The 21,122-nt window shown below is 40.1% G+C and carries 24 protein-coding genes and 1 pseudogene; 17 read left to right on the forward strand and 8 right to left on the reverse strand.

What is annotated here, in order from left to right:
• Positions 1-19: 19 nt before the first annotated feature.
• From QUF86_RS17300 to QUF86_RS17310, 3 genes and pseudogenes are all read left to right on the forward strand, one after another.
• Positions 20-553 (forward strand): cupin domain-containing protein, encoded by a 534-nt coding sequence (locus QUF86_RS17300; RefSeq protein ID WP_289316065.1) that lies wholly within the window; start codon positions 20-22, stop codon positions 551-553.
• Between the two features lie 126 nt (positions 554-679).
• Entirely contained in the window at positions 680-1,606 is a 927-nt protein-coding gene (locus tag QUF86_RS17305; RefSeq protein ID WP_289334998.1) for a CobW family GTP-binding protein, read from the forward strand.
• A 65-nt stretch (positions 1,607-1,671) separates the two neighbouring features.
• A pseudogene (locus tag QUF86_RS17310) lies at positions 1,672-1,818 on the forward strand (DUF2188 domain-containing protein); the annotation flags it as partial.
• Positions 1,819-1,876: 58 nt separating this feature from the next.
• Here QUF86_RS17310 and QUF86_RS17315 read toward each other — a convergent pair.
• Positions 1,877-2,119, reverse strand: coding sequence for a DNA alkylation repair protein (locus tag QUF86_RS17315; protein ID WP_251428523.1), 243 nt, complete (start codon positions 2,117-2,119; stop codon positions 1,877-1,879).
• A gap of 108 nt (positions 2,120-2,227) precedes the next feature.
• On the opposite strand from QUF86_RS17315, the gene QUF86_RS17320 reads away from it, so the two are divergent.
• The 6 genes from QUF86_RS17320 (at position 2,228) to QUF86_RS17345 (ending at position 7,329) form a co-directional block, all read left to right on the forward strand.
• A complete protein-coding gene (locus QUF86_RS17320; protein ID WP_289335000.1) occupies positions 2,228-2,494 on the forward strand; it encodes a hypothetical protein in 267 nt (88 codons plus the stop codon).
• Between the two features lie 118 nt (positions 2,495-2,612).
• On the forward strand, positions 2,613-3,575 hold the full coding sequence (locus tag QUF86_RS17325) for a YncE family protein (RefSeq protein WP_289335001.1): 963 nt from the start codon (positions 2,613-2,615) through the stop codon (positions 3,573-3,575).
• Positions 3,576-3,580: 5 nt separating this feature from the next.
• Entirely contained in the window at positions 3,581-4,267 is a 687-nt protein-coding gene (locus QUF86_RS17330; RefSeq protein ID WP_289316069.1) for a response regulator transcription factor, read from the forward strand.
• Positions 4,264-5,679, forward strand: coding sequence for a sensor histidine kinase (locus tag QUF86_RS17335; RefSeq protein ID WP_289316070.1), 1,416 nt, complete (start codon positions 4,264-4,266; stop codon positions 5,677-5,679). Before QUF86_RS17330 ends, QUF86_RS17335 begins: the two co-directional genes overlap by 4 nt.
• 19 nt (positions 5,680-5,698) lie before the next feature.
• Positions 5,699-6,136 (forward strand): FixH family protein, encoded by a 438-nt coding sequence (locus QUF86_RS17340; RefSeq protein ID WP_289316071.1) that lies wholly within the window; start codon positions 5,699-5,701, stop codon positions 6,134-6,136.
• Between the two features lie 458 nt (positions 6,137-6,594).
• A complete protein-coding gene (locus QUF86_RS17345; RefSeq protein ID WP_289335002.1) occupies positions 6,595-7,329 on the forward strand; it encodes a CAP domain-containing protein in 735 nt (244 codons plus the stop codon).
• Positions 7,330-7,499: 170 nt separating this feature from the next.
• On the opposite strand, the gene QUF86_RS17350 is transcribed toward QUF86_RS17345, so the two are convergent.
• Positions 7,500-7,967, reverse strand: a complete 468-nt coding sequence (locus QUF86_RS17350) for an Hsp20/alpha crystallin family protein (protein ID WP_289335003.1) — start codon at positions 7,965-7,967, stop codon at positions 7,500-7,502.
• A 159-nt stretch (positions 7,968-8,126) separates the two neighbouring features.
• On the opposite strand from QUF86_RS17350, the gene QUF86_RS17355 reads away from it, so the two are divergent.
• The gene (locus QUF86_RS17355) at positions 8,127-8,900 is read left to right on the forward strand and encodes an SDR family oxidoreductase (protein WP_289335004.1); all 774 of its coding nucleotides are present in this window, start codon (positions 8,127-8,129) and stop codon (positions 8,898-8,900) included.
• 66 nt (positions 8,901-8,966) lie between these two features.
• Here the strand turns inward: QUF86_RS17355 and QUF86_RS17360 are convergent, their stop codons facing one another.
• Entirely contained in the window at positions 8,967-10,322 is a 1,356-nt protein-coding gene (locus tag QUF86_RS17360) for an MATE family efflux transporter (RefSeq protein ID WP_289335005.1), read from the reverse strand.
• Positions 10,323-10,447: 125 nt separating this feature from the next.
• Positions 10,448-11,560, reverse strand: coding sequence for a mechanosensitive ion channel family protein (locus QUF86_RS17365; RefSeq protein WP_289316076.1), 1,113 nt, complete (start codon positions 11,558-11,560; stop codon positions 10,448-10,450).
• 192 nt (positions 11,561-11,752) lie between these two features.
• Between QUF86_RS17365 and QUF86_RS17370 the strand changes: the two genes are divergently transcribed.
• Positions 11,753-12,841, forward strand: coding sequence for an undecaprenyldiphospho-muramoylpentapeptide beta-N-acetylglucosaminyltransferase (locus tag QUF86_RS17370; protein WP_289335006.1), 1,089 nt, complete (start codon positions 11,753-11,755; stop codon positions 12,839-12,841).
• Positions 12,842-12,893: 52 nt separating this feature from the next.
• A complete protein-coding gene (locus QUF86_RS17375; protein WP_289335007.1) occupies positions 12,894-13,043 on the forward strand; it encodes a DUF2639 domain-containing protein in 150 nt (49 codons plus the stop codon).
• A 35-nt stretch (positions 13,044-13,078) separates the two neighbouring features.
• Here the strand turns inward: QUF86_RS17375 and QUF86_RS17380 are convergent, their stop codons facing one another.
• The 4 genes from QUF86_RS17380 to QUF86_RS17395 form a co-directional block, all read right to left on the reverse strand.
• Positions 13,079-13,762, reverse strand: a complete 684-nt coding sequence (locus QUF86_RS17380; RefSeq protein ID WP_289335008.1) for an LrgB family protein — start codon at positions 13,760-13,762, stop codon at positions 13,079-13,081.
• Positions 13,737-14,129 (reverse strand): CidA/LrgA family protein, encoded by a 393-nt coding sequence (locus QUF86_RS17385; RefSeq protein ID WP_289316080.1) that lies wholly within the window; start codon positions 14,127-14,129, stop codon positions 13,737-13,739. Before QUF86_RS17385 ends, QUF86_RS17380 begins: the two co-directional genes overlap by 26 nt.
• A gap of 220 nt (positions 14,130-14,349) precedes the next feature.
• Positions 14,350-14,904, reverse strand: coding sequence for a GNAT family N-acetyltransferase (locus QUF86_RS17390; RefSeq protein WP_289316081.1), 555 nt, complete (start codon positions 14,902-14,904; stop codon positions 14,350-14,352).
• 352 nt (positions 14,905-15,256) lie between these two features.
• On the reverse strand, positions 15,257-16,036 hold the full coding sequence (locus QUF86_RS17395) for an undecaprenyl-diphosphate phosphatase (protein WP_289318357.1): 780 nt from the start codon (positions 16,034-16,036) through the stop codon (positions 15,257-15,259).
• Between the two features lie 226 nt (positions 16,037-16,262).
• Between QUF86_RS17395 and QUF86_RS17400 the strand changes: the two genes are divergently transcribed.
• The 5 genes from QUF86_RS17400 to dapF all read left to right on the forward strand — a co-directional run bounded on the left by QUF86_RS17400 (position 16,263) and on the right by dapF (position 20,889).
• The gene (locus QUF86_RS17400) at positions 16,263-16,583 is read left to right on the forward strand and encodes a DUF4870 domain-containing protein (protein ID WP_148358193.1); all 321 of its coding nucleotides are present in this window, start codon (positions 16,263-16,265) and stop codon (positions 16,581-16,583) included.
• A 223-nt stretch (positions 16,584-16,806) separates the two neighbouring features.
• On the forward strand, positions 16,807-17,601 hold the full coding sequence (locus QUF86_RS17405) for a hypothetical protein (protein ID WP_289316082.1): 795 nt from the start codon (positions 16,807-16,809) through the stop codon (positions 17,599-17,601).
• A gap of 88 nt (positions 17,602-17,689) precedes the next feature.
• The gene (locus tag QUF86_RS17410) at positions 17,690-18,262 is read left to right on the forward strand and encodes a beta-class carbonic anhydrase (RefSeq protein WP_289335009.1); all 573 of its coding nucleotides are present in this window, start codon (positions 17,690-17,692) and stop codon (positions 18,260-18,262) included.
• 157 nt (positions 18,263-18,419) lie between these two features.
• The gene (locus QUF86_RS17415) at positions 18,420-19,721 is read left to right on the forward strand and encodes an NCS2 family permease (protein WP_289335010.1); all 1,302 of its coding nucleotides are present in this window, start codon (positions 18,420-18,422) and stop codon (positions 19,719-19,721) included.
• A 181-nt stretch (positions 19,722-19,902) separates the two neighbouring features.
• Positions 19,903-20,889, forward strand: coding sequence for a diaminopimelate epimerase (gene dapF / locus QUF86_RS17420; protein ID WP_289325376.1), 987 nt, complete (start codon positions 19,903-19,905; stop codon positions 20,887-20,889).
• The last annotated feature ends 233 nt before the right edge of the window (positions 20,890-21,122 follow it).

Genomic DNA, 21,122 nt, shown 5'->3' on the forward strand with positions numbered 1-21,122 from the left:
CATAGAGGAGGAATGAATGATGGCGACGATCAGATTCCATGAAACAAACGAGGTTATTGAAAATGGGGAAAAGGTAAAAGGTTTTTTAGAAACACAAGGGGTTATTTATGAGCAATGGGACATTTCGAAATTACCGGCCCATCTTGTGGAAAAATACGATCTGACAGATGCTGACAAGGAGGAAATCCTTTTAACATTCAAATCGGAGATAGCGGAAATTTCCGAAAGAAGAGGCTATAAAGCGCATGATATCATCACATTATCCGATGCAAATCCAAACTTGGATCAAATGCTTGAAAACTTTAAGCAGGAACACCACCATGAGGATGATGAAGTGCGTTTCATAGCAGGCGGAACGAGTATTTTTGCCATTGAAGGCGGCGATAAAAAGTGGTTTGATGTACGGCTTAATCCAGGAGATCTAATTAGTGTACCAGAATCCACACGACATTATTTCACGCTGGCAGAAGATAGAAAAACGGTCGCTGTCCGTATTTTCGTTACAGCGGCAGGATGGGTGCCGATTTACGAAAAGGACGAAGTTCAAGCATGAATCATTGTTGAAAAACCAGCTTACGGGCTGGTTTTTTTATGTAGATATCCGGCAAGTGCTTAAGTAAGATAAGTATGATAAAATTTAACGGAATCGAATTTAACCGGATCATAGGAGCAGATAAGAATGAAAACAACCGAAGTGTACATATTGGGCGGCTTTCTCGGCAGTGGGAAAACGACGCTTCTTCGAAATATTTTAAAACAGGAAAGTGAAGCGGGTAGAAAAGTGGCCGTGCTTTTAAATGAGCTCGGCAGTGTATCGGTTGACAGCGGACTCATTGGAGATGGAGTGCCTCTTAAGGAGTTGTTTGACGGGTGCATTTGCTGCACAATTCAAGATAAACTGGAGGTTCAGCTTCATGAATTGCTAACTGAAAACGACCTGGATGCCGTTTATATTGAAACAACGGGAGCAGCGCATCCAGTTGAAGTATTGGATGGCATCATGTCACCGCTTTTCGCCAAAAGGCTGGAGTATAAAGGGATTATAACGGTCGTCGATTTATTAAGGTGGCGCGACCGGGAGGAACTGTCGCCGCAGCTTCGACAGTTGCTTGCTGAGCAAATCCACCATGCGGATTTCATATTATTGAATAAAGCTGATCTAGTTAGTGAGATGGAGGCCGCACAGCTGATTTATTCAATACAGGCGCTGAACACGGATGCTGTATGTTTATTGACGGAGTATGCAGCCATTTCCTTGATATCGTTGCAAAGGATGCAAAGAAAAGGGCGTAATGGCCATCAAAAGCTTGATGTACGCGATCATTTGCATTTAACTGCAGTCGTCCATACATTTGAAGGGGCCGTTGCACAAACTGACTTTGAAGATTGGCTTAGGGCCCTTCCGGAAACGGTCTATCGAATGAAAGGATACATTTCCTTTACACATTCACAATACCCACATTTATTCCAATACTCTTACGGAATGCCGATGTATATGAATGAAATGATGAAAATGCCATTGAATATCGTCATTATCGGGGAAAAGCTGAATAGGGAAATGATGATTGGTCAGTTGAAGGCTTTGGAAGCGAAAGCGGCTCAATAAACGTTTACCGCCCACTAAAGAAGGGAAACATAATAGGAAACTTTCTGATCAAGGGGGCGGTATTAGTGCCATGGAACAATAACGATTATCCGAATTCGATGAAGAATCTAGATAAAGATGTCAGGGAAAAGGCCATTGAAATCGCAAATGCATTATTGGATGAAGGATATGAGGATGGAAAAGCCATTCCAATTGCCATAGACCGGGCTAAAATGTCGGTGGGAAAAGATTGAAAAAATGGTCAGACCCATTTATGGGGTCTGACCATTTTTATTGTTGCAATCCAAAGGCGGCAAATGTCTTTTCGTCTTCAATTAATCCGCAAGCAGCACATTGGACCCGAACTTCAGGACCATTATATGCTAGATGGAATGGTTGAAGGGAATCGTTCGAATATTGTTCAACAATCTCACCGGATTGCGGATCCTTTTTAACTGGTGTTGATACTTGCTGAATGAGATTGAAGCGAGATTTATTTGTCCGGCAATTCGGACAGCGGTATACTTGAGACAATGTACTCACTCCTTTTTTGAATTTTTTAAGCGATATCGTATTATTCAAGTAGTCTTTACAAACTTGATCATTAATATGTATAAATTAGTAATGGATGGAAGGGATTATATGAAAGAAAATGTCAGGCAAGAAGCACTACTGGAGGCTTATTTAAGTATATGGAATAATCGTAAGGTGACGGATGGAGGTGGAAGGGAAGTGTTATCGGAACTTATCCGCCGTGAGCTTTTGGATGAAAATGCACATCCACGTGCCCGGAAACCGGTACTGGAGAAGTTTTACCTCTGTATTAAACGCGTGATGGAATCTTCGCTTTCAGAAGAAAAGAAAAACGCGATCGCCATGGCCTATGTGACTGAATTGGAAAGATTATGATTCCGCTTGTGACACGGATGCTTGTTAAGCAAATATTCTTTTCCGCTTCATACTTTTTTCACAAATCATTGTTAAAATTTTAAAAAAATAGATATTTAATGAATAAGGAGCTTAAAATATGAAGTGGGGCATTGGGCTTTTTCTTGCCATCGTACTGCTTACTGGGTGTAATGGCGGTAATGCATTTACTAAAATAAACAGAAGTGAATCTTTTTTGGCGACAGTCAATATCAAGGATACCTCCCTGACTTTTTTAGATGAAAACTATCATACTTTTGCCAAGTGGGATATTTCAGAACCATTTACCGGAGCCCTGCTTCTGGCCGACAAAGATACTATCCTGCTTTATGGAAAAGAGATGGAGAAAGTCCAAGTGTTCTCTTTATCGGCAGGAAAACTGATAAACAGTTGGGAAATTGGGAAAGGGATCGTCAATATGCAGCTGTTACAGGATGGAAAAAGCATCGTGGCAGTCAATCAATCGAATCACTCCATTTCCTTTTTAAATGATGAAGGGGAGGAGCAGGATATAGTCAAGGTTGGTAAAAGCCCCTTGACCGTTCTTCAAGGTGAGCAAGCGAATCGTTTGTATGTAATTAATTTTGGTGATACCAAATGTTCAGTGATAAATCTTGAAACGAAAAAGGTCGATTTCGAATTTCCCATACATAGTTCCAGCACAGGCACATTATTAAGGGAGGAAAAGGATGAAATATGGATCGGGGGACACGGAGATGGGGACCAAGTGGAAGAAGATCTATATATTTATTCGGCAAAAACGGGAGAGTTGAAGAAAAAGTTGAAGGCTCCCACCATGCCGATAAAGTTCCTGGAAAATGCTGAAGGCATTTTTGTCCTTAGTCATGGCACCAGCTCCTTATATAAATTGAATGATCAATATGAGGAAGTGAAAAGCAAAGTGGTCGGCGTCAACCCTTTTGAAATGGCGAACTTTAACGAAGATGTGGTCGTAGCGGGATATGATAGTGATGAATTGTATGTAATGGATGCTGAAACGGTCGATGTTAAAAAAACGGTCAAAGTCGGCGAGGGTCCATTCCAATTGATGTTGAGGGAGTAGTTGACATGCATGTTTACACCATATTAGTCGTGGATGATGAAGAGGATATGCGGAATCTAATTGAAATGTATTTGCTGAATTCAGGTTATCGATGCTTTCAAGCTGCGAATGGAAAAGAAGCCATTAGTATGGTTGAAACACAGGAAGTAGATTTAATCCTATTGGATATCATGATGCCAGGTATGGACGGTTTCTCCGTTTGTGAAAAAATCCGTGAAAATTGGGAGATTCCTGTGATATTTGTCAGTGCTAAAGGTGAAGAATGGGATAAGGTGAAAGGGCTGAAGCTCGGCGGGGATGATTATATCGTCAAACCGTTCAATCCTGGAGAATTGGTCGCAAGGGTCGAAGCGGTATTGCGAAGGACAGGAAAACTGTCATTGAATGAAGAGAATCAAAACCATGTCCGATTCGGTAACATTAGCTTAAACTTACAATCCAGAACGGTTTTGGTGGAAGGGAAGCCGATCAATTTAACTTTGAAAGAATTCGAATTGCTTTTATTCCTCATGCGTCATAAAAGTCAGGCACTCAGTCGTGAACAACTGCTTGAAAATGTATGGAGCGGGGAATATGGGGGATCTTTACGTACCGTGGATACCCATATCAAAACGTTACGAATGAAATTAAGCGCGGCCGATTACATTCAAACCGTCTGGGGAATCGGTTATAAGATAGAGGAAAAGAAATGATTAATAAATGGAGATCCCTCTCTTTTAAATTATGGCTCACCATCATCACTGCCATCATCTTGTCCGTGCTTTTCGCTTATTCCCTTTCTCAATATTATTATAAAAATCTATATGTGGAAAAGCTTAAAACAGATTTAGTCAATGAAGCGTCGTTGCTTGGAGCGGATTATTCCGGCGGTGAAATCAGCGAAGAATATAAGCAAAAAGTTGAATGGTTCAACAGTAAGAATGACAGCGAGGTCTTTGTCGTCAACAATCCCAGGGAATTGAGTGCCTGTCTGCCTTTTGAAATAAACTATGACACCCTTATTTCTGAAGAAGAAAGGCAAATGCTTTTAGCCGGAAAAGCCGTTGAAAAAGAGGGGTATGAGAAAAGGTTTGAAAAAAATATCGTTGCGGCCATCATACCCCTGATTGATGAAGATCGCCTAGAAGGTATCATCTATACATATATTCCAGTAGATTCAATTACTGTATTGCTAAAGGAATTTGCAGCAAAATGGATGGCAGCGATTCTTTTATTCTTGATTGTCGCGATTTTTTTTACTACGAAATGGTTGAAAAAACTGGTCAGTCCGATTAAGGAAATCGAGACAGCTGCCCATCGTGTCTCGGAGGGGAATTATGACATACAGGTTCCGGTAAGGAGTCATGATGAAATAGGCAAATTGGCAATAGCCTTTAATGATATGGCCAATTCAATCCATTTGGAAGAGGAAAGAAAAAAAGAGTTTCTTGAAAATGTGGCACATGAGCTCAGGACCCCGCTTAGTTACGTAAAGGGGTACACACAGGCCATTTTGGATGGTGTCGTGAAAAATGATGAAGAGGAACGGAAATACCTTCAACTCATTTCAAGGGAAGCTCTTAGGCTGCAGCGCCTTGTAGGAGATTTGATGGACTTATCAAAAATGGATAGTGACCCATTCATGCTATATAAAACTCCGATTGCCTATGCGCAATTCATTGAAGAAGTGCTTGTTAAATATGAACCGATAATAAAAGAAAAGCAATTGGACTTGCAGATCGAGCTGGATCCAGATCCGATTATTATTGGAGATGAAGGCAGGATGGAACAGATCCTGCATAACATTCTTGACAATGCCATTCAGTACACGGATCCTGGAGGATCAATCGATATTAGCCTAATTCAGCATAAAGAAAATTGCGAACTGTTGGTTACTGATACGGGTAACGGGATTCCTGAAGCGGATCTGCCATATGTTATGAATCGTTTTTACCGGGTGAACAAAGCACGCAGCCGTTTTGATGGAGGGTCAGGGCTCGGACTGTCGATCGTCAAAAAATTGGTGGAATTGCAAAATGGCAAAATCGAAATAGAAAGCAAGGAAAAAAGGGGAACAAAAGTCAGGGTCGTCCTACCGATAATAAAAGAAGAATGGAATTCATAAAAAGGGGATACGTTCAAAAATGAAAAAAATCATGTTATTTTGCATGGCGTTAATTTTATTGGCTGGATGTGGCAAGGAAGAGGAAATACCGAAAATGTTAAATGTCGATTTAGCTGTCGATCCAATTCAGGGCAAAGTGAACGAGTCTGTGAAGTTTCAGGCAAAAGTGACCTACGGGGACGAAGAAGTGACAGATGCGGATGATGTCAGTTTTGAAATTTGGCTTGCAAATAGCGATGACCATGACAAGATCTCTGTAAAACATAAAGGAAACGGCATTTATGAAATGGAAAAGGCTTTTGAAGAAGAAGGAACCTATTATGTATATGCCCATGTAACGGCAAGGGATATGCACAACATGCCAAAGAAGGAATTCGTCATAGGCAAACCAAGCCCTCCTGAACAAAATGGTGATAAAAAGGAAATGGACGAGATGGATGATGGAGAAATGAAATGATGAATGAACCATCAAAAGCAAAACAATTCGGGTTTAAATCCGGATTGTTTTTTTATTTGGAAAAATGTTCAAGCAACAGGTTTTAATAGATAAGGAAAAAGGATGAAATGTCGAAGTCAATTCGAAAAATTTGTAACATAAAAGTAAAGAAAGTCACAATCATTAGGTTAGAAACGATATGTCAACTTAAAATTATTAGTATTCCATGGAAATAGTTCTATGTAACTACCATTGACAAGGAATATCTGGAAAAACATGAGTATTTATACTGTTGGCAGAAACATAGATAGTTAAAGCATTTTTGCTTGCTTTCTCTGAAACTATGATAATAATATATTCTCATTCGCATCCTGTGAATTTGTTGGAAATTGCTGGTGCATATATTACAAAAAGTGCATGATATGATAATTCCAGAAGCAAAGCACAACAAAAAAAGAACATCACAGGAGGAAATACGAATGAAAAAGAAAATGTTTATGTCAGCAGCAGCAGCTGCAGCTATTATATTCACAGGAGTAGGAGCTAACCAAGCAGAAGCAGCCAACTGTGATACTGTGAAACAAGTAACTTACCAATCTATGAATAAAGAGGATATGCAAAAAGTCCTTAACCAATACCTAACTAAATACAATATCACTTTACCGGCAGCACAGGCACAACAAAAACCAGTTCAAAAACCAGTTCAAAAACCAGTTCAAAAACCAGCTCAAAAACCAGCTCAAGAAGCTGGAACAGTAAACCAACCAAAACCTGAAGCAAAACCTGAAGTAACACCTGATAAATCAACTGGTGAAAAACAAGAGACAAGCTCTGAATTAAGCGCTTTTGAACAAGAAGTTGTTAAATTAACTAATGCAGAACGTGAAAAACAAGGTTTGGCAGCTCTTAAAATCGACACTGAGTTGAGCAAAGTTGCACGCGCCAAGTCTCAAGACATGAAAGATAATAACTACTTTGACCACAATAGCCCAACTTACGGCTCACCATTCGATATGATGAAAAAATTCGGAATCAGCTATACAACAGCAGGCGAGAACATCGCACAAGGTCAACAAACACCTGAAGAAGTTGTACAAGCTTGGATGGATAGCCCAGGACACCGTGAAAACATCATGAATTCTAGCTTTACTCATATTGGAGTAGGTTATGTGGAATCTGGTAACTACTGGACTCAACAATTCATCGGAAAATAATAGATTAATAGAAGAGTGCATCCCAAAAACATGGGGTGCGCTTTTTTTTGTGTGAAAATAACTAATTCCATTCAAGGGAATAGTATGAATTGTGACATCGATTGATTGCCGAAATCTAATAGAATGGCAGGAACCGCACTTTTTCATCAGTGTGGTCCCATTGAAGCACGTTAAATATCGGATACATCGATTTCTGAATACTGGGTATTGAAACTTTTCTGAAGACGTATTTCCAATGTTGATTCTTTATATTGGGCTGATGCCCCTTTTTTCTTTACAAGAGCGGGAAGTGTTATGACATGGCGATCTGACTCTTCTGGAATCCCCTCAATGATGGATTGGTTAGAGGTATGGTAAAGTTTCATTTTCTTCAGCCAAGATTCATCTTCTATGGGAATTCTTACAAAGACATATAAATGAGTTTCAAATACATCGGCATGTAAAGGATGTTCAGATTTGGCATTTACTTTTTGTGAGCTGCCATCATTTTGGTTCATCATACCTTCCATATTTTCAGGGATGACCTGTGAAAATACTTTTTCAATGAATGATTGTACATCACTTTGCTGCATATTTTTCATGAAGTCCTTTTGGTTCGGGTTATTTTTAAAAGAAAAAAGTGAATTCCAGGGAAACATTTTGAATTCCTCTCTCCTGTTTATGGGCTGACAGGTTTATTTCTTATATTTTATGCAGGCTAAAGCCTATAGGTTCGTTTTTATAATTACTAAATTATAGAAATCGGGTCAAACTTATGTATAATTAAGTAAAATCCATTTGATAAAGAGGGTATGCCTGTGGATGAAAAAGTAGCTTTTATTACTGGTGGAGCAACTGGAATCGGCAAAAGGATGGCATTTTCACTCGCGGATAATGGAATGTCCATTATCATTACTTATCGAAAAAGTAAAAAGGCAGCTTTAGCATTAGTGGATCAATTACGGGATAAGTATCATGTTAAGGCACTCGCGATTCAAGGTGATTCGTCAAGTGAGAGAGATTGCCGGAATATTTTGCAGTTGGCCTTGGAGGCCTTTGGCCATATTGATATCTTCATTCATAACGCAGGGCCATATATGCATGATCGCAAGCTCATGACTGAATATGCCAGTGATGAATGGAAGTATATCATGGATGGGAATTTAAATGGTTTTTTCTATATTGCGAAGGAACTTATTCCACAAATGCGCAGTAGAAGCTGGGGAAGGGTCATTACATTAGGGTTTGAGAGGTGTGAAACTGCACCGGGTTGGATTTATCGTTCTGCTTTTTCCGCTGCAAAGAGCGGCTTGACCTCCTTGACTAGAACTTTAGCTGCTGAAGAAGCTACACATGGAATCACCGTTAATATGGTCTGTCCTGGCGATATCGTTGGTGATTGGAAAGAGGAAGAAATTAGGGTCGCAAGAGGAGTAAAGGATGATTCGGTACCAGTCGGCAGACCTGGTACAGGGGAGGATATAGCGAGGGTCATCACATTCTTATGTGATGAAAAATCAGATTTCATTACCGGCAGCATCATACCCGTTACAGGCGGTAAGGATGTTCTTGGGAAAATTTATAAAGCTTAGTGGTTAAGGGCATGATCTTCAGAATGAAAAAGGGTGGGGCCGGTGTAATCCAGCCCCACTCTTTTATTACGCCATTTTTTTATATTTTACTTTCTGTATGAACCTTAAGCGGGCCGCCAATCCTATAGCTCCGAGAGCCAAGCCGGAAATTAAGCCTATCCAATACCCAAAGGCCCCCATATCCGTATACTTTGCAAAGAAATAGCCAATGGGAAGTCCGAGAATCCAATAGGAGACCAGTGACATCGCAAACGTGACATTTACATCTTTATATCCACGCAAAATACCCTGTATAGGTGCCTGCAGGGCATCTGATATCTGAAAGAAGATGGCATATATTAAAAAATGTGATGTCAGCATCATTACCTCATGATCTTTAGTGTATACAGAGGCGACAGGTTCACGGAAGAGGAATAGGATGGTCGATAAAACCAGTGACATCGTCAATGCCATCGAAATGCCAATCCAGCTGTACTCTCGGGCATCTTTATAGCGGGCTGCCCCAATTTCAAATCCAATGACGATCGTCAATGCCATGGATATACTTAGCGGCATCATATAAAGCAGTGACGCGAAATTCATGGCAATCTGATGCGAAGCAATTGTCACGGTATCATACTTACTCATCAAAAGGGTAACGGCTGAGAAAATGCTTGTTTCAAAAAAGATAGCCAGCCCGATAGGCACCCCAATCAATAATAGGGCCCGCCATTCTTTCAAGGAAACCCGGAAAAATTCACTGAAAACCTTATATGTCGAAAAAGGGTTGATTTTGACCACTACAAGGATGGCAACCAGGGCAATTAACCAATAAGTAATGGCCGTAGCGTATCCTGAACCGACACCGCCAAGTTCGGGGAATCCAAACTTCCCGTATATCAACAGGTAATTAAATAGGACGTTAATCGGGAGTGCACACAGGGTAATGATCATGGAAATCCTCGTCTGCCCCAGTGCATCTATGAAGGCCCTTAACGTATTATAAACGAATAAAGGAATGATTCCGATTGAAAGGGCGATCAAATAATCATGCGCCACCCGGTGGACATTATCTTCAAGATTCATGGCATTCAATATGGGATTCAAAGAAAACGCCCCAATGATTAAAATGACCAAGGCTAAAGCGACAGCTAAATAAATGGCCTGCATCACGGAATATGAAACGGATTTAGACTGCTTGGACCCAACCAGCTGTGAAACCACCGGCGTTAGGGCAATCAATATCCCACTCAGCCCCGTGTACACGGGTGTCCAAAGCGAACTGCCGATCGAGACGCCCGCAACGTCCTGCGTACTGTATTGCCCCGACATCATAACATCGAAAAAAGTCATGGCATAAAGACCGATTTGAGTGATCAGGATAGGTATCAATATATAAAATAACAGGCGGATCTTTTGCGATTTAGTATAAGTCTGATTCATCAAAGTACCTCAATATCAATATTTGGAATTTTCAACACAATGAAAGAATTATATCACATAGCGTGTGAGGTTTTAAGCTTTATTTAAAGCTAAAAAAGACTTGCCTATTAGGGCAAGTCTTTTTGTCAGTCGCGCATGGATTCAAAATCATTCATGGCTTCCATATTAGAGTCTTTTTGAAGAATGAAAGCCTGGGAAGGGATGGCAATTTGTACATCTTCCTGTTCCAGTATCTCCATGATTTTAAAGTTCACATCTTCTTTGATTGATAAATATCCTCCAAAGTCCGTCGCATTCGTGAAGAAATAAAGGTAGAGATTGAAACCGGAATGACTAAACTCATCAAATTTAACCAGAATCGTTTCCGGATGTACTTCTGGATGGTCAATCAGCATTTTTTCTATGTCTTTAATGACATTTTCCAATTTTTCTTTTGGTGTTGTTACATTCACACCCAAATGGAAGGCAATCTGTCTTTTGCCCATCTTGGACCAGTTAATGATCGGTTCATTCGAAAGGGTCGCATTTGGAACCGTAACTAAAGCTTGGGCAAACGTCCGAACTTTGGTGCTTCGGAATGTGATGTCTTCAATTGTCCCCTCCACACTAGGAGTTTTGATCCAATCTCCTATGGTGAAAGGTTTTTCGGTAACGATGACGATACCCCCAAAGAAATTGCTGACGGTATCTTTAGCGGCAAGAGCGAAAGCCAATCCACCCAAACCAAGCCCTGCAACAAATCCATCGACATTGAATCCCCATTCTTCCGCAATGATGGAGGCACCGAAAGCAATGATGATTAATTTTATGATTTTCGTAAAGAACGGCATGACGATTAGATCGACTTCAAGTCCGAATTTACTTACTAATTTCGGAAATAAAATAGTTAAGATCGAACTGATATTGGAAAATGTCCAAAAGAATAAAAAGACAAAAAATGATCTGTATATTTTCGATCTTAATTCAACCGAAGGTGTGTCAATCGGAAAATAGTGCAGTGAAATGATAACACCAATCAAAACGATAAGCCATCTTACAGGCTGTTCTATAGCGAGCATTAAGTTGGCCGCAAATTCAACTTTACGTTTTTCCGCTATTCTTAGAAAGAATTTGAATATATATGTAGTAAATACTTTCCGAAGCAAAAGGAAGATTAGAAAAATGCCTATGGAAATTCCTAATTTGGTCCAGGCTTCGATTCCATCAAATTGATGGAGAGATTCAGAAACTTCTTGCAATGTATTACTCCTCCAATGTATCTTGTAGTATTGTAGAATACTAAGATTATAATATATTCATGCTGAAAAAGGAAAAATAATCGATGATTACATTCATGTTGGTATTTTACGGTTCACTGAATACTTTTTCAAGTTATTAATGGCAAGGATATATGGTAATATGGATGCAAAGTGACTTTTTAAGTTTGGAAGGTGGAAATATTGACTAAGAAAATAGTATTTACCGGAGGCGGTTCTGCCGGTCATGTATCTGTTAATGCTGCAATCATCCCGGAATTTTTAAAGCATGATTGGGATGTTACTTATATTGGTTCAAAAAAAGGCATTGAAAAAAATATCATCGAAAAGGAATTTCCCGAGGTCCGTTATGAAACGATTTCCGTTGGGAAATTCCGACGTTACCTATCTGTTGAAAATATGAAAGATCCATTCCGGGTCATAAAAGGGATTTTTGATGCACGAAAAATTCTAAAAGAAACCAAGCCGGATTTCATTTTCTCCAAGGGTGGATTCGTTTCCGTTCCAGTCGTTTTGGCAGGTAGGATGTTAAGAATTCCGATTGCGATACATGAATCGGATTATACACCTGGTCTGGCCAATAAAATTGCCATGCCACTTGCGTCGAAGATTTTCACTACCTTCCAGGAAACGGAAAAAAACCTTCCGAAAGAGAAGGCCATGTATCTTGGAGCTGTATTGCGCGATGGGATTTTTACGGGAAACCCTTCCTCCGGAAAGGCATTTTGCGGATTCACGAATAACAAACCGGTCCTACTCGTTATGGGCGGCAGCCTTGGAGCTGTAAAAATCAATAACTTGATTACAGATAACCTTGATGCGCTATTAAAGGATTACCAGATCATTCACATTTGTGGTAAGGGTAATGTTAAAACCGAATTGAAACAAAGGGGATATGCTCCCTTTGAATTCGTACATGAAGAATTATTTGATCTATTGGCTGCTGCTGATGTCGTTGTGTCAAGGGCAGGTTCAAATTCCATATTTGAATTCCTTGGTTTGCAAAAGCCTATGTTGCTTATACCGCTAAGTGCCAATGCATCGCGTGGAGATCAAATCTTGAATGCTTCAAGCTTTGAAAAACAGGGGTTTTGTAAAGTCATCCAAGAAGAAGATTTAAATGTCCGGATTTTTAATGCTACATTAGTGGACTTGGTGAATCATTCGGATGAATATCAGGAGAAAATGCGTCAAAAACGCCCATTCAAAAAGGCAGCGGAAATGTATGATTTATTACTTGAAGTAATGGCTGCAAAAAAATAAGTATCAATCCCTTCTCTGAAGCATATCTTTTTCGAACAGAGGAGGGGGTAGAATGGCTTATGAATATTCCAAAGGATGGTTCATTCAGCAATTAAAGACCGCAGGGATTAACTATCATCCAATTGAGAAAAAAAAGCTGGAGCTGTATAAAACCCATATTCTAAGACGTTTATACGAGGGCCTGAAAAAAGATGAATCATAAAAAGAACCGCAACGTCACTGACGTTGCGGTTCTTTTTATAGAAAATTATTTATAAAAGGAAAGAAACAGGAAATAAGGATACCTGCGATAGCCATTGCCGCACCTGCGACTGCCCCGGTAAACTCACTTTCCTGGGCAGCTTGAGCCGTTCCAAGGCCATGAGCGATCGTACCATAGGCAATACCACGTGCGAAGGGCATCGTAATGTTTAATTTATCCATCATTTTTGGAGCGATCATCGTACCCAGCACCCCAGTCAAAATGACGAAGGCTGCTGAAATATTAGAATTTCCACCATAAAGTTCCGTGATTTCTACAGCGATTGGCACTGTAATGGATTTAACTGCCAATCCTTGGAGTATGACTTGCGGTAGTGAAAATACTTTAGCAATGGCGAAGGCAATGACCAATGTGGCCATAAGACCAAAGATCATGCCGCTAATTGCCGGAATTGCATATTTAACGATTATCTTTCTGTTTTTATAAAGTGGTACCGCCAAAGCAACGGTAGCTGGTCCCAGGAAATAGGTGATGAGGTCTTTTCCCGGTGAATAATCTTCGAAGTCCAAACCGCTGATCAGCAATACAAGAATGATTGTAACCGTACTGAAAAATACGGGCGTCGTAAAAGGTGATGGATGTTTAGCATATATTTTCCTTCCAATGGAATAGGCAAGGATGGTTATCAAGATGCTATAAGTTGTGATGAGCGCTGTCATGCTGCTTAACCTCTCCTCTATGGGATAACTTCTGAACAGTCCAAGCCGAAACGATGAATCCAAATATAAGGCTGACTCCCAATGTAAGTGCCAATGGCAAACCAAATTCTATGAAAAGCCACCCCATGGTCATTAAACTGATTGAAATTGGAATGAAGAAAAAGGCTAGGTGTTTAACCAAGAATCCTGAAGTAAGTTCGATCCACTCGACTTTTAAAACCTTCGTCTGTAGTAAACTGAATAATAGAATCATGCCGATGACGTTGCCCGGAATAGGTAAATGAAGTAAATGTGCTATAAAGTAGCCAAGCTTGCAAATGATGAGAAGTATGATAAGCTGCACGATAAAAGCAATTGTTTTTTTCATGATTAAGTCCTTTCAATGGCGCATTGGATATATTGTTGAATTGGTCAATTGTATTCATTATAAAAAAATATCCCTGAAAAGAATAGGGAATTGCAGCAAACTTTCCAAAACATCCTGTTAAAATGGAAAAAAGAGCTTTCCAATTTTGGAAGCTCCGGGCATTATATGAAAAGAAAAGCAAAGCCATCTTAAAATCAACGGATTTGTTTTTTTGTTTTTTTTATGCTTCAAGTAACTGCTGTTCATCATCATCATGCTGTCTAAGGATATGAAAGGTGTATAAATCTTTAGGGATTTCATACAAATCGAAGATATCTCCTTCATGATTGATCTGATCATAAAGGGACTTTCTTGTTTCGTTGGCATTGACGGCATAAGGAAGCTTTTCTGCGGCTTTTATAGAGCGGATATTTTTTTTGCGAATACGCATGAAGACCGTTTCCAAACCGAGCTCGAAAAAAAGCTCTTTAAAGAAAGCGTCTTTTGCAATGGCATTATACCCTTTTCCATGATAAGACTTGCCAAGCCATGTGCCTAAGAAACCTGCACCATTTTCAATATCGTATAAAGAAATGCAACCGATGGGATTTTCCCATTCATCCAAGATTGTTCGTGAAATGAGTTCCCCAGCATCTTCGGCCTCGATCGTTTGCTTAGTAATGAAAACATATTCTTCATATGAATCTACTTTATGGCGCACGAAAGGGAAGACATCTGGATGCGTCATTTGTTCATAAAGAGAAAAACAATCTGTGAAATCTCTCTTTTTTAACATTTCCGTCCCTCCGTTTGAGGGCAGTTTTTATGCGTAGTCGCTGCCCACCCTCGAAATTTTTTAAGTCGTTCATCAAAAAATTTCGGGGTGGGAATCGAACCCACTAGAACCGGAAACCGGTGGCGCACCATTTGCCTTCCCTATTTTTATTGTCAGAAATTATACGGATTTAAAGAACCTTACGAAGGTATAATACTAAAAAAAAAACGGTTTGGGAATAGGTTTTTTGCCTTTTTTTTTCGTCAAATTTCAACTTTTTTATGAAGGGTGAAATTGGAAGGCAAACGGCTGCTTTTATCCATGGAAAACTGATTTCTTCGCCAGCTTTTTTTAGGGAAACTTGTTGCTATCTTTAAAATTTACCTGTGAATTGCATGAATAAAATGATTGCTCCGAGGGCCCATACATAAATGGAGAATATTTTCAATGAACGCTTTTTTAAGAAATCGATCATCCATACCACGGCTATATAACCAAAGATTGCTGCGGCTAGGGTGCCAACGAAAAGAGCAGTGATTGGAAGCCGTTCAACTTCTCCTGTAAATATTGGTTTCATCTGAAATACAATGCCTCCCGTAATGGCAGGAATTGAAAGCAGAAAGGAAAAATAAGCTGCAGTGGCCCTATCCAATCTGCAGAAGAGCCCAGCGGCTATCGTTAGGCCCGAACGCGAAAGAGCAGGCATGATGGCAGCAGCTTGGAAGGTACCGATGATCAGGGCATCTTTGATGGAAATTTCATTTAAGGATTTGCCACCTTTTCTTACGCCGTCCGCTACCCATAAAATCAGTCCGGTCGCTAAAAATTCCCAGCCTATGGTTACGCCTGTTTTTGAAAGTCCATCAAACCAATCCCCTAGTAAAATGCCGGCAATCACTGCGGGGATCGTCCCAGCAATCAGAAGCAGGGTCATTTTGGAGAAAGGATTTTTCAAAATGGAAATGATGTCACTCTTATAGACGACCAATAACGCCAGCAAGGTTCCGATATGGAGCATGGTATCAAGAAAAATGCCGGCCTCGTCAAGATGGAATATATGCCGTCCTAAATATAAATGTCCAGTACTTGAAATAGGTAAAAACTCAGTCAAGCCTTGAATGATTCCAAGGATGAAGGCTTGAAATTCGTTCAGCAAAAAAACATCACTCCAATCTAGAAGGAATAGGACAATCCATTATTTAATCTGTATGCACAAGACGGGTGAACATGTTCGGATTTTTCGTCATATGTATCGCCGATGGGGTTTTATGAATAAAAGGCAGTCCAATTTTATTTTTTTCGAATATAATGAGAGGGAAAATGAAACTATTTTTCATTCGATTCGTAATTATTCATATGAGAAAGGAGGAGAAGACACTATGCCTACTAAAGATGAAAGAGTGTTTGCTGCCCTTATTTATGTGATCAGCTTTTTTACAGCATTTATCGGTCCTTTGGTGATTTGGTTATTGAAGAAGGACTCGTCACAATATGTGGATTATCACGGAAGGGAATACCTGAATTTTTTCATTTCCTACACCGTATATTCAATAGTTGCAGGGATACTCACTATAGTATTGGTTGGATTCTTGCTATTGCCGGTTATCGGGATAGCTTTAGTCGTATTCACCATCATTGCTGCTGTTAGGGCTTATGAAGGAACGGATTACAGGTTCCCATTAATTTTTAGGATATTATAGTTCGATGTAAAAGGATTCCGTTCAATTCGGAGTCCTTTTTTATCTGAATGAACCATATTTTTAAAAGGGAATAGATCACATTGAAGCGAATAAAGTATTATGATATTTACTTCCTTCCATGAACTTTTAGGGAAGTGGATGCCGGGCGGCTTAGGGTACAGCTAATCAACGGTCGCCTTAAGGCGGCAAACTTTCTTGTAAGGAGTGAGGAGCAGAGCGGAATATGAATATACGCGAATATTATCAAAAAACGAGCAATTCTAATTTTCATGCTTCTTGGATATCTCTTCTTTTGGCCGTTGTATTTTTCATTTGCCATATTTTTGCGATGATACCTGGCAATATTTTATTGATAACGTTTCCTTTTCTTTTCTTTAGCACTGCCCAATTTGTCAGTCATCGTATATATGAAAATAGAATGAAGGAATTGCCTGATGAACTCAAAGGGTCAAATGCCGCGTTATTAAAAAATGAACATGTTTTATTGACTTTTATGCCAGCACCGACATTGCGGCTGCTTCTCTTTGCCCCTGATGGATCTCTAATGGGCGAGATTCGGGATTTGAATATGAAGTGGTTCATGTGGATGATTCCCAATTTCTTGTCGATGCTCCTGGCCAAACGTTATGAACTGGTGGACCATGAGGGACGTTTGCTGGCTAAGTACCATATCAAAAGGGGGCTTTTCAATAAAATGACGATCATGGATGATCAGGGAGGTCTGCTGGGATCGTATCAAGAAAATCGGTCATTCGTGAAGATCAATGGAATGATATATAAGGAAGATGGTACGGAATGGATGCCCATCAAAACGCCGGGAAGTGTGAATTCTTTCGAGATTGCCACAAAAGACGGGGAAAAAATCGTTTCATACCAAGAAGGATGGATGCCTTTGGAGTGGGGGAAGCGATTCAAGACAAATACACCGATCCTTTCTTTTTCATCAAATGTTGATGAAATTCCTAAAATCATCGTCTTTGGGTTCTGTGCAGCCACTCTAAATCATCGTTCAAATTGACTAGGATAACCCTTTAGCAAATCTTTTAAATATTTGATATAATCATAGTGGAATACATAGATTAAATACTTATAAAAAGGTGGTAAATATGAGTTTACTTAATGAGATTCTTGATTATAATGAACGGTTTGTAGAAAAAGGTGAATATGTTAAGTATAGAACGGATAAGTTTCCTGAGAAACGTATGGTCATCATAAGCTGTATGGACACTCGGCTCGTTGAACTATTGCCAAAATCCTTGAATGTCAAAAATGGCGATGTCAAAATCCTGAAAACTGCCGGGGCAATCGTCTCCCACCCATTCGGAAGTGTCATGCGGAGTATCCTTGTTGCTATTTATGAGCTAAAGGCAGATGAAGTATTGGTCATACCTCACCATGACTGCGGGATGGCATCAGTCGATGCCGATTCTGTAGTAGACAAGATGATCGAACGTGATATACCTAAGACCACCATCGATACACTGGGAGCTGCAGGAATCGATATCCGCAGTTGGCTTCGCGGATTTGATGATGTTTATGAAAGTTGTAAGAACAGTGTGGAAGTGATTAAAGGGCACCCTCTGATTCCTAAAAATATACCTGTGCATGGTCTCATCATTTCACCCGATACAGGAAAGCTGGAATTGGTAGTCGATGGATATGCGGGAGAACAAAAATAATATAAAAACATCAAGGCTGTCGAAATGATTTTCGGCAGTTTTCTTCAAATTTTGAGCTATCTATTTATTTTTATCCTTTTTTTTGATAAAATCACCAAGTGTAGTTTGTCACTAATACAAACGGGTGGGCGAGGGATAAATTTAATAAGGATACAACATGAAGAAATTAAACTTGGAAGCGTTTTTTCATTTTTCTGACTATGGAACGAATGGAAAACGTGAAATCCTTGCTGGAGTCGTCGGCTATTTTACGATAGTCTATATTCTCATCGTGAATTCCCTGATATTATCGGAAGCGGGCATACCGATTAATGGTGCAGTGATTGCCACGATTCTTTTATCTGCCTTAAGCTGTATGATGATAGGGCTTTGGGCGAATGTCCCAATCCTTCTGGTTCCAGGAATGGGCGTAAATGCACTTTTTGCTTATACCATGGTTCAAGGAATGGGTCTATCTTGGCAATCGGCGCTTGGTGCTGTATTTATCTCAGGGGTTATTTTTGTAGTCATCGCTTTCACAAAATACTCTAAGATAATCAGTGATTCAATTCCAAGTTCGATAAAAGAAGCCATATCTGTTGGTCTTGGCTTATTCTTGATGCTAATCGGTCTCGAAAAGGGCGGGATAATCACGGGAGGTTCATCCTCTATCGTCGCACTGGGAGATTTAAGCGATCCTGCGGTGTGTGCGACAGTGTTGACCTTTTTACTGGCCATTACGCTATTCATCAAGAATGTCCCCGGTAACTTCATGATTACCATCCTGGCAGGGAGCCTCATTGCCTATTTGTTCGGGACTGTTCAACTATCGGAAATCCATTTTTCAGGCATAGACACAGCTTCCTACGGTAATCTCTTCTTTTCATTATCGTTCATGGAAGCGGACCGGATCGAATTCTGGATAAGTGTATTTGCGATGACGATGGTTCTTGTTTTTGAAAATATTGGTCTTGTACACGGGCATGTAGACAGTATCAACCGCCAGGATGCCTATAAAAAGTCGCTGCAGGCGACAAGTGTTTCCGTTCTGATTTCAGGCATATTCGGTTCGAGTCCTACGGTTGCAACCGTTGAAACGGCAGCTGGAATCGCATCAGGAGGCAGAACTGGTTTTACTTCAGTGGTGACGGGTTTTCTATTCATTCTATCACTGCTATTTATACCGGTGATTAAAGTGATCCCTGATAGCGCCATTGCCCCCATTTTAATTATTATTGGCATTTTGATGCTCGGAAACATAAAAAAGCTGGATTTCAGCGATTTAACCGAGAGCATACCGGCAATCATGATAATCACGATCATTCCATTCACTTACAGTATTGCTGATGGAATGGCATTCGGTTTCATCCTGTACCCGTTCTTGAAGCTTGTAACCGGAAAAGCGAGAGAAGTGTCAGCACCTATGTATGTGAGTGCCGGAATGTTTATCGTCTATTTCATCATCGGTATGATCGGTTAATATTTAGGAAGAGCGGTTGGAATGAGTCATTTCCTATTCCAACCGCTCTTTATTGTGTTTTTTAGACGGGAAAATTGGATTTATTATGATTTACTCGATGACACATCCGTCCTGAAAATGCTATGATATAGAATATTAAAAAATGATAAATGACTAGCAGCATATTAGAGGATGTGACAGGATGATTATTGAAGGTTTAAAAAGCCATGGTTCAGGTAATGATTTCTTAATCATTGATGAATTGACTACGACCTTGACGTTTACTGAAGAAGAGCGAAAAAATTTCGCGAAGGCCCTATGCAATAGGGAAAAGCTTGGAGCGGACGGAATCTTGTTTGTAATGAAAAGTGAACATGCTGATGCAAGGATGCGTGTCTTTAATGCGGATGGATCGGAAGCCTCGATGTGTGGCAATGGACTTCGCTGTGTTGCACGTTACGCGAACGACGTTCTAGGGCTCGATAAAATGATCGTTGAAACCATGAAGGCAAATTTACTCGTGGAGAAAACGGAAGACATTTATGAGGGCATTCCGACTTTCAAGGTGGAAATTTCCCCTGTAAGTTTTAATGTGACGGATCTTCCTCTCGTTATAGCGAAAGAACAGTTGCAAAACGAACCATTGCCGGAACTTCATGATACCCTATTATTTTCGGCTTTGGCGGTTCCTAATCCACATTTAATCACGCTCGTCGATAGTGATATTTTACAAAGTGATTTGCAAGAAGACCTTTCAACAAAGGTCAATCAACCGAATGAGCTTTTCCCTGATGGTGTCAATGTCAGCTTTGTGAAAGAGTTGGAACCAGGGAGCATTTACGTGCGGACATTTGAACGGGGAGTGGGCTTCACGAATGCTTGTGGAACGGCGATGTCGGCTTCAAGCCTAGTAACATGCTCTGTTGGATTAAACGCGTTGGAAAGTGAAATATCTGTCTACAATAACGGCGGAAAAGTTAAATGCGTCGTGCATCATGATGAAGAAAGCCAAAAGTATTCAATTGATTTAATTGGGAACGCAACCTATGAATTCAAGGTATCGATTGAAATAGACTTAGATCAGCCTGAAAAATTTGTCATGCTTGAAAAGCAGGATTTTGAATCGGAAACAAGCCTGTATGCCAAGCTGCAGGATGAAGTTCAAAGTTATTTGAAAACGACATTATAAAGAAAAGGACCAACCAGGAGTTGGTTACAGACTGTAGACAAACTCGAAGAAAAGCGAGTGTGCCTACAGTTTTTTTATTTAAAAAACGTTCCAGTCATTTTCAGAAATCCGCTCCCTTTCCGCATACTGTATCAGGGTTGGGAATGAGACCATTCCCAACCCCTTTTGCCGACAAAAGGGTTTCTATCTGAATTTTTTAAACAAAGCTGATTGGAATGGAAGGTAGGAGACTC

The sequence above is a fragment of the Peribacillus sp. NJ11 genome (genome assembly GCF_030348405.1).
In the GTDB taxonomy this organism is placed as follows: Bacteria; Bacillota; Bacilli; order Bacillales; family DSM-1321; genus Peribacillus.

Coding starts and splice junctions, on each gene's coding strand:
- QUF86_RS17415 (WP_289335010.1), top strand. CDS start 18,420: ATGAAGAAATTAAACTTGGAAGCGTTTTTTCATTTTTCTGACTATGGA.
- QUF86_RS17380 (WP_289335008.1), bottom strand. CDS start 13,762: ATGACAGCGCTCATCACAACTTATAGCATCTTGATAACCATCCTTGCC.
- QUF86_RS17340 (WP_289316071.1), top strand. CDS start 5,699: ATGAAAAAAATCATGTTATTTTGCATGGCGTTAATTTTATTGGCTGGA.
- QUF86_RS17400 (WP_148358193.1), top strand. CDS start 16,263: ATGCCTACTAAAGATGAAAGAGTGTTTGCTGCCCTTATTTATGTGATC.
- QUF86_RS17360 (WP_289335005.1), bottom strand. CDS start 10,322: ATGAATCAGACTTATACTAAATCGCAAAAGATCCGCCTGTTATTTTAT.
- QUF86_RS17385 (WP_289316080.1), bottom strand. CDS start 14,129: ATGAAAAAAACAATTGCTTTTATCGTGCAGCTTATCATACTTCTCATC.
- dapF (WP_289325376.1), top strand. CDS start 19,903: ATGATTATTGAAGGTTTAAAAAGCCATGGTTCAGGTAATGATTTCTTA.
- QUF86_RS17320 (WP_289335000.1), top strand. CDS start 2,228: ATGAAAGAAAATGTCAGGCAAGAAGCACTACTGGAGGCTTATTTAAGT.
- QUF86_RS17350 (WP_289335003.1), bottom strand. CDS start 7,967: ATGTTTCCCTGGAATTCACTTTTTTCTTTTAAAAATAACCCGAACCAA.
- QUF86_RS17325 (WP_289335001.1), top strand. CDS start 2,613: ATGAAGTGGGGCATTGGGCTTTTTCTTGCCATCGTACTGCTTACTGGG.
- QUF86_RS17405 (WP_289316082.1), top strand. CDS start 16,807: ATGAATATACGCGAATATTATCAAAAAACGAGCAATTCTAATTTTCAT.
- QUF86_RS17330 (WP_289316069.1), top strand. CDS start 3,581: ATGCATGTTTACACCATATTAGTCGTGGATGATGAAGAGGATATGCGG.
- QUF86_RS17345 (WP_289335002.1), top strand. CDS start 6,595: ATGAAAAAGAAAATGTTTATGTCAGCAGCAGCAGCTGCAGCTATTATA.
- QUF86_RS17335 (WP_289316070.1), top strand. CDS start 4,264: ATGATTAATAAATGGAGATCCCTCTCTTTTAAATTATGGCTCACCATC.
- QUF86_RS17305 (WP_289334998.1), top strand. CDS start 680: ATGAAAACAACCGAAGTGTACATATTGGGCGGCTTTCTCGGCAGTGGG.
- QUF86_RS17390 (WP_289316081.1), bottom strand. CDS start 14,904: ATGTTAAAAAAGAGAGATTTCACAGATTGTTTTTCTCTTTATGAACAA.
- QUF86_RS17375 (WP_289335007.1), top strand. CDS start 12,894: ATGGCTTATGAATATTCCAAAGGATGGTTCATTCAGCAATTAAAGACC.
- QUF86_RS17300 (WP_289316065.1), top strand. CDS start 20: ATGGCGACGATCAGATTCCATGAAACAAACGAGGTTATTGAAAATGGG.
- QUF86_RS17410 (WP_289335009.1), top strand. CDS start 17,690: ATGAGTTTACTTAATGAGATTCTTGATTATAATGAACGGTTTGTAGAA.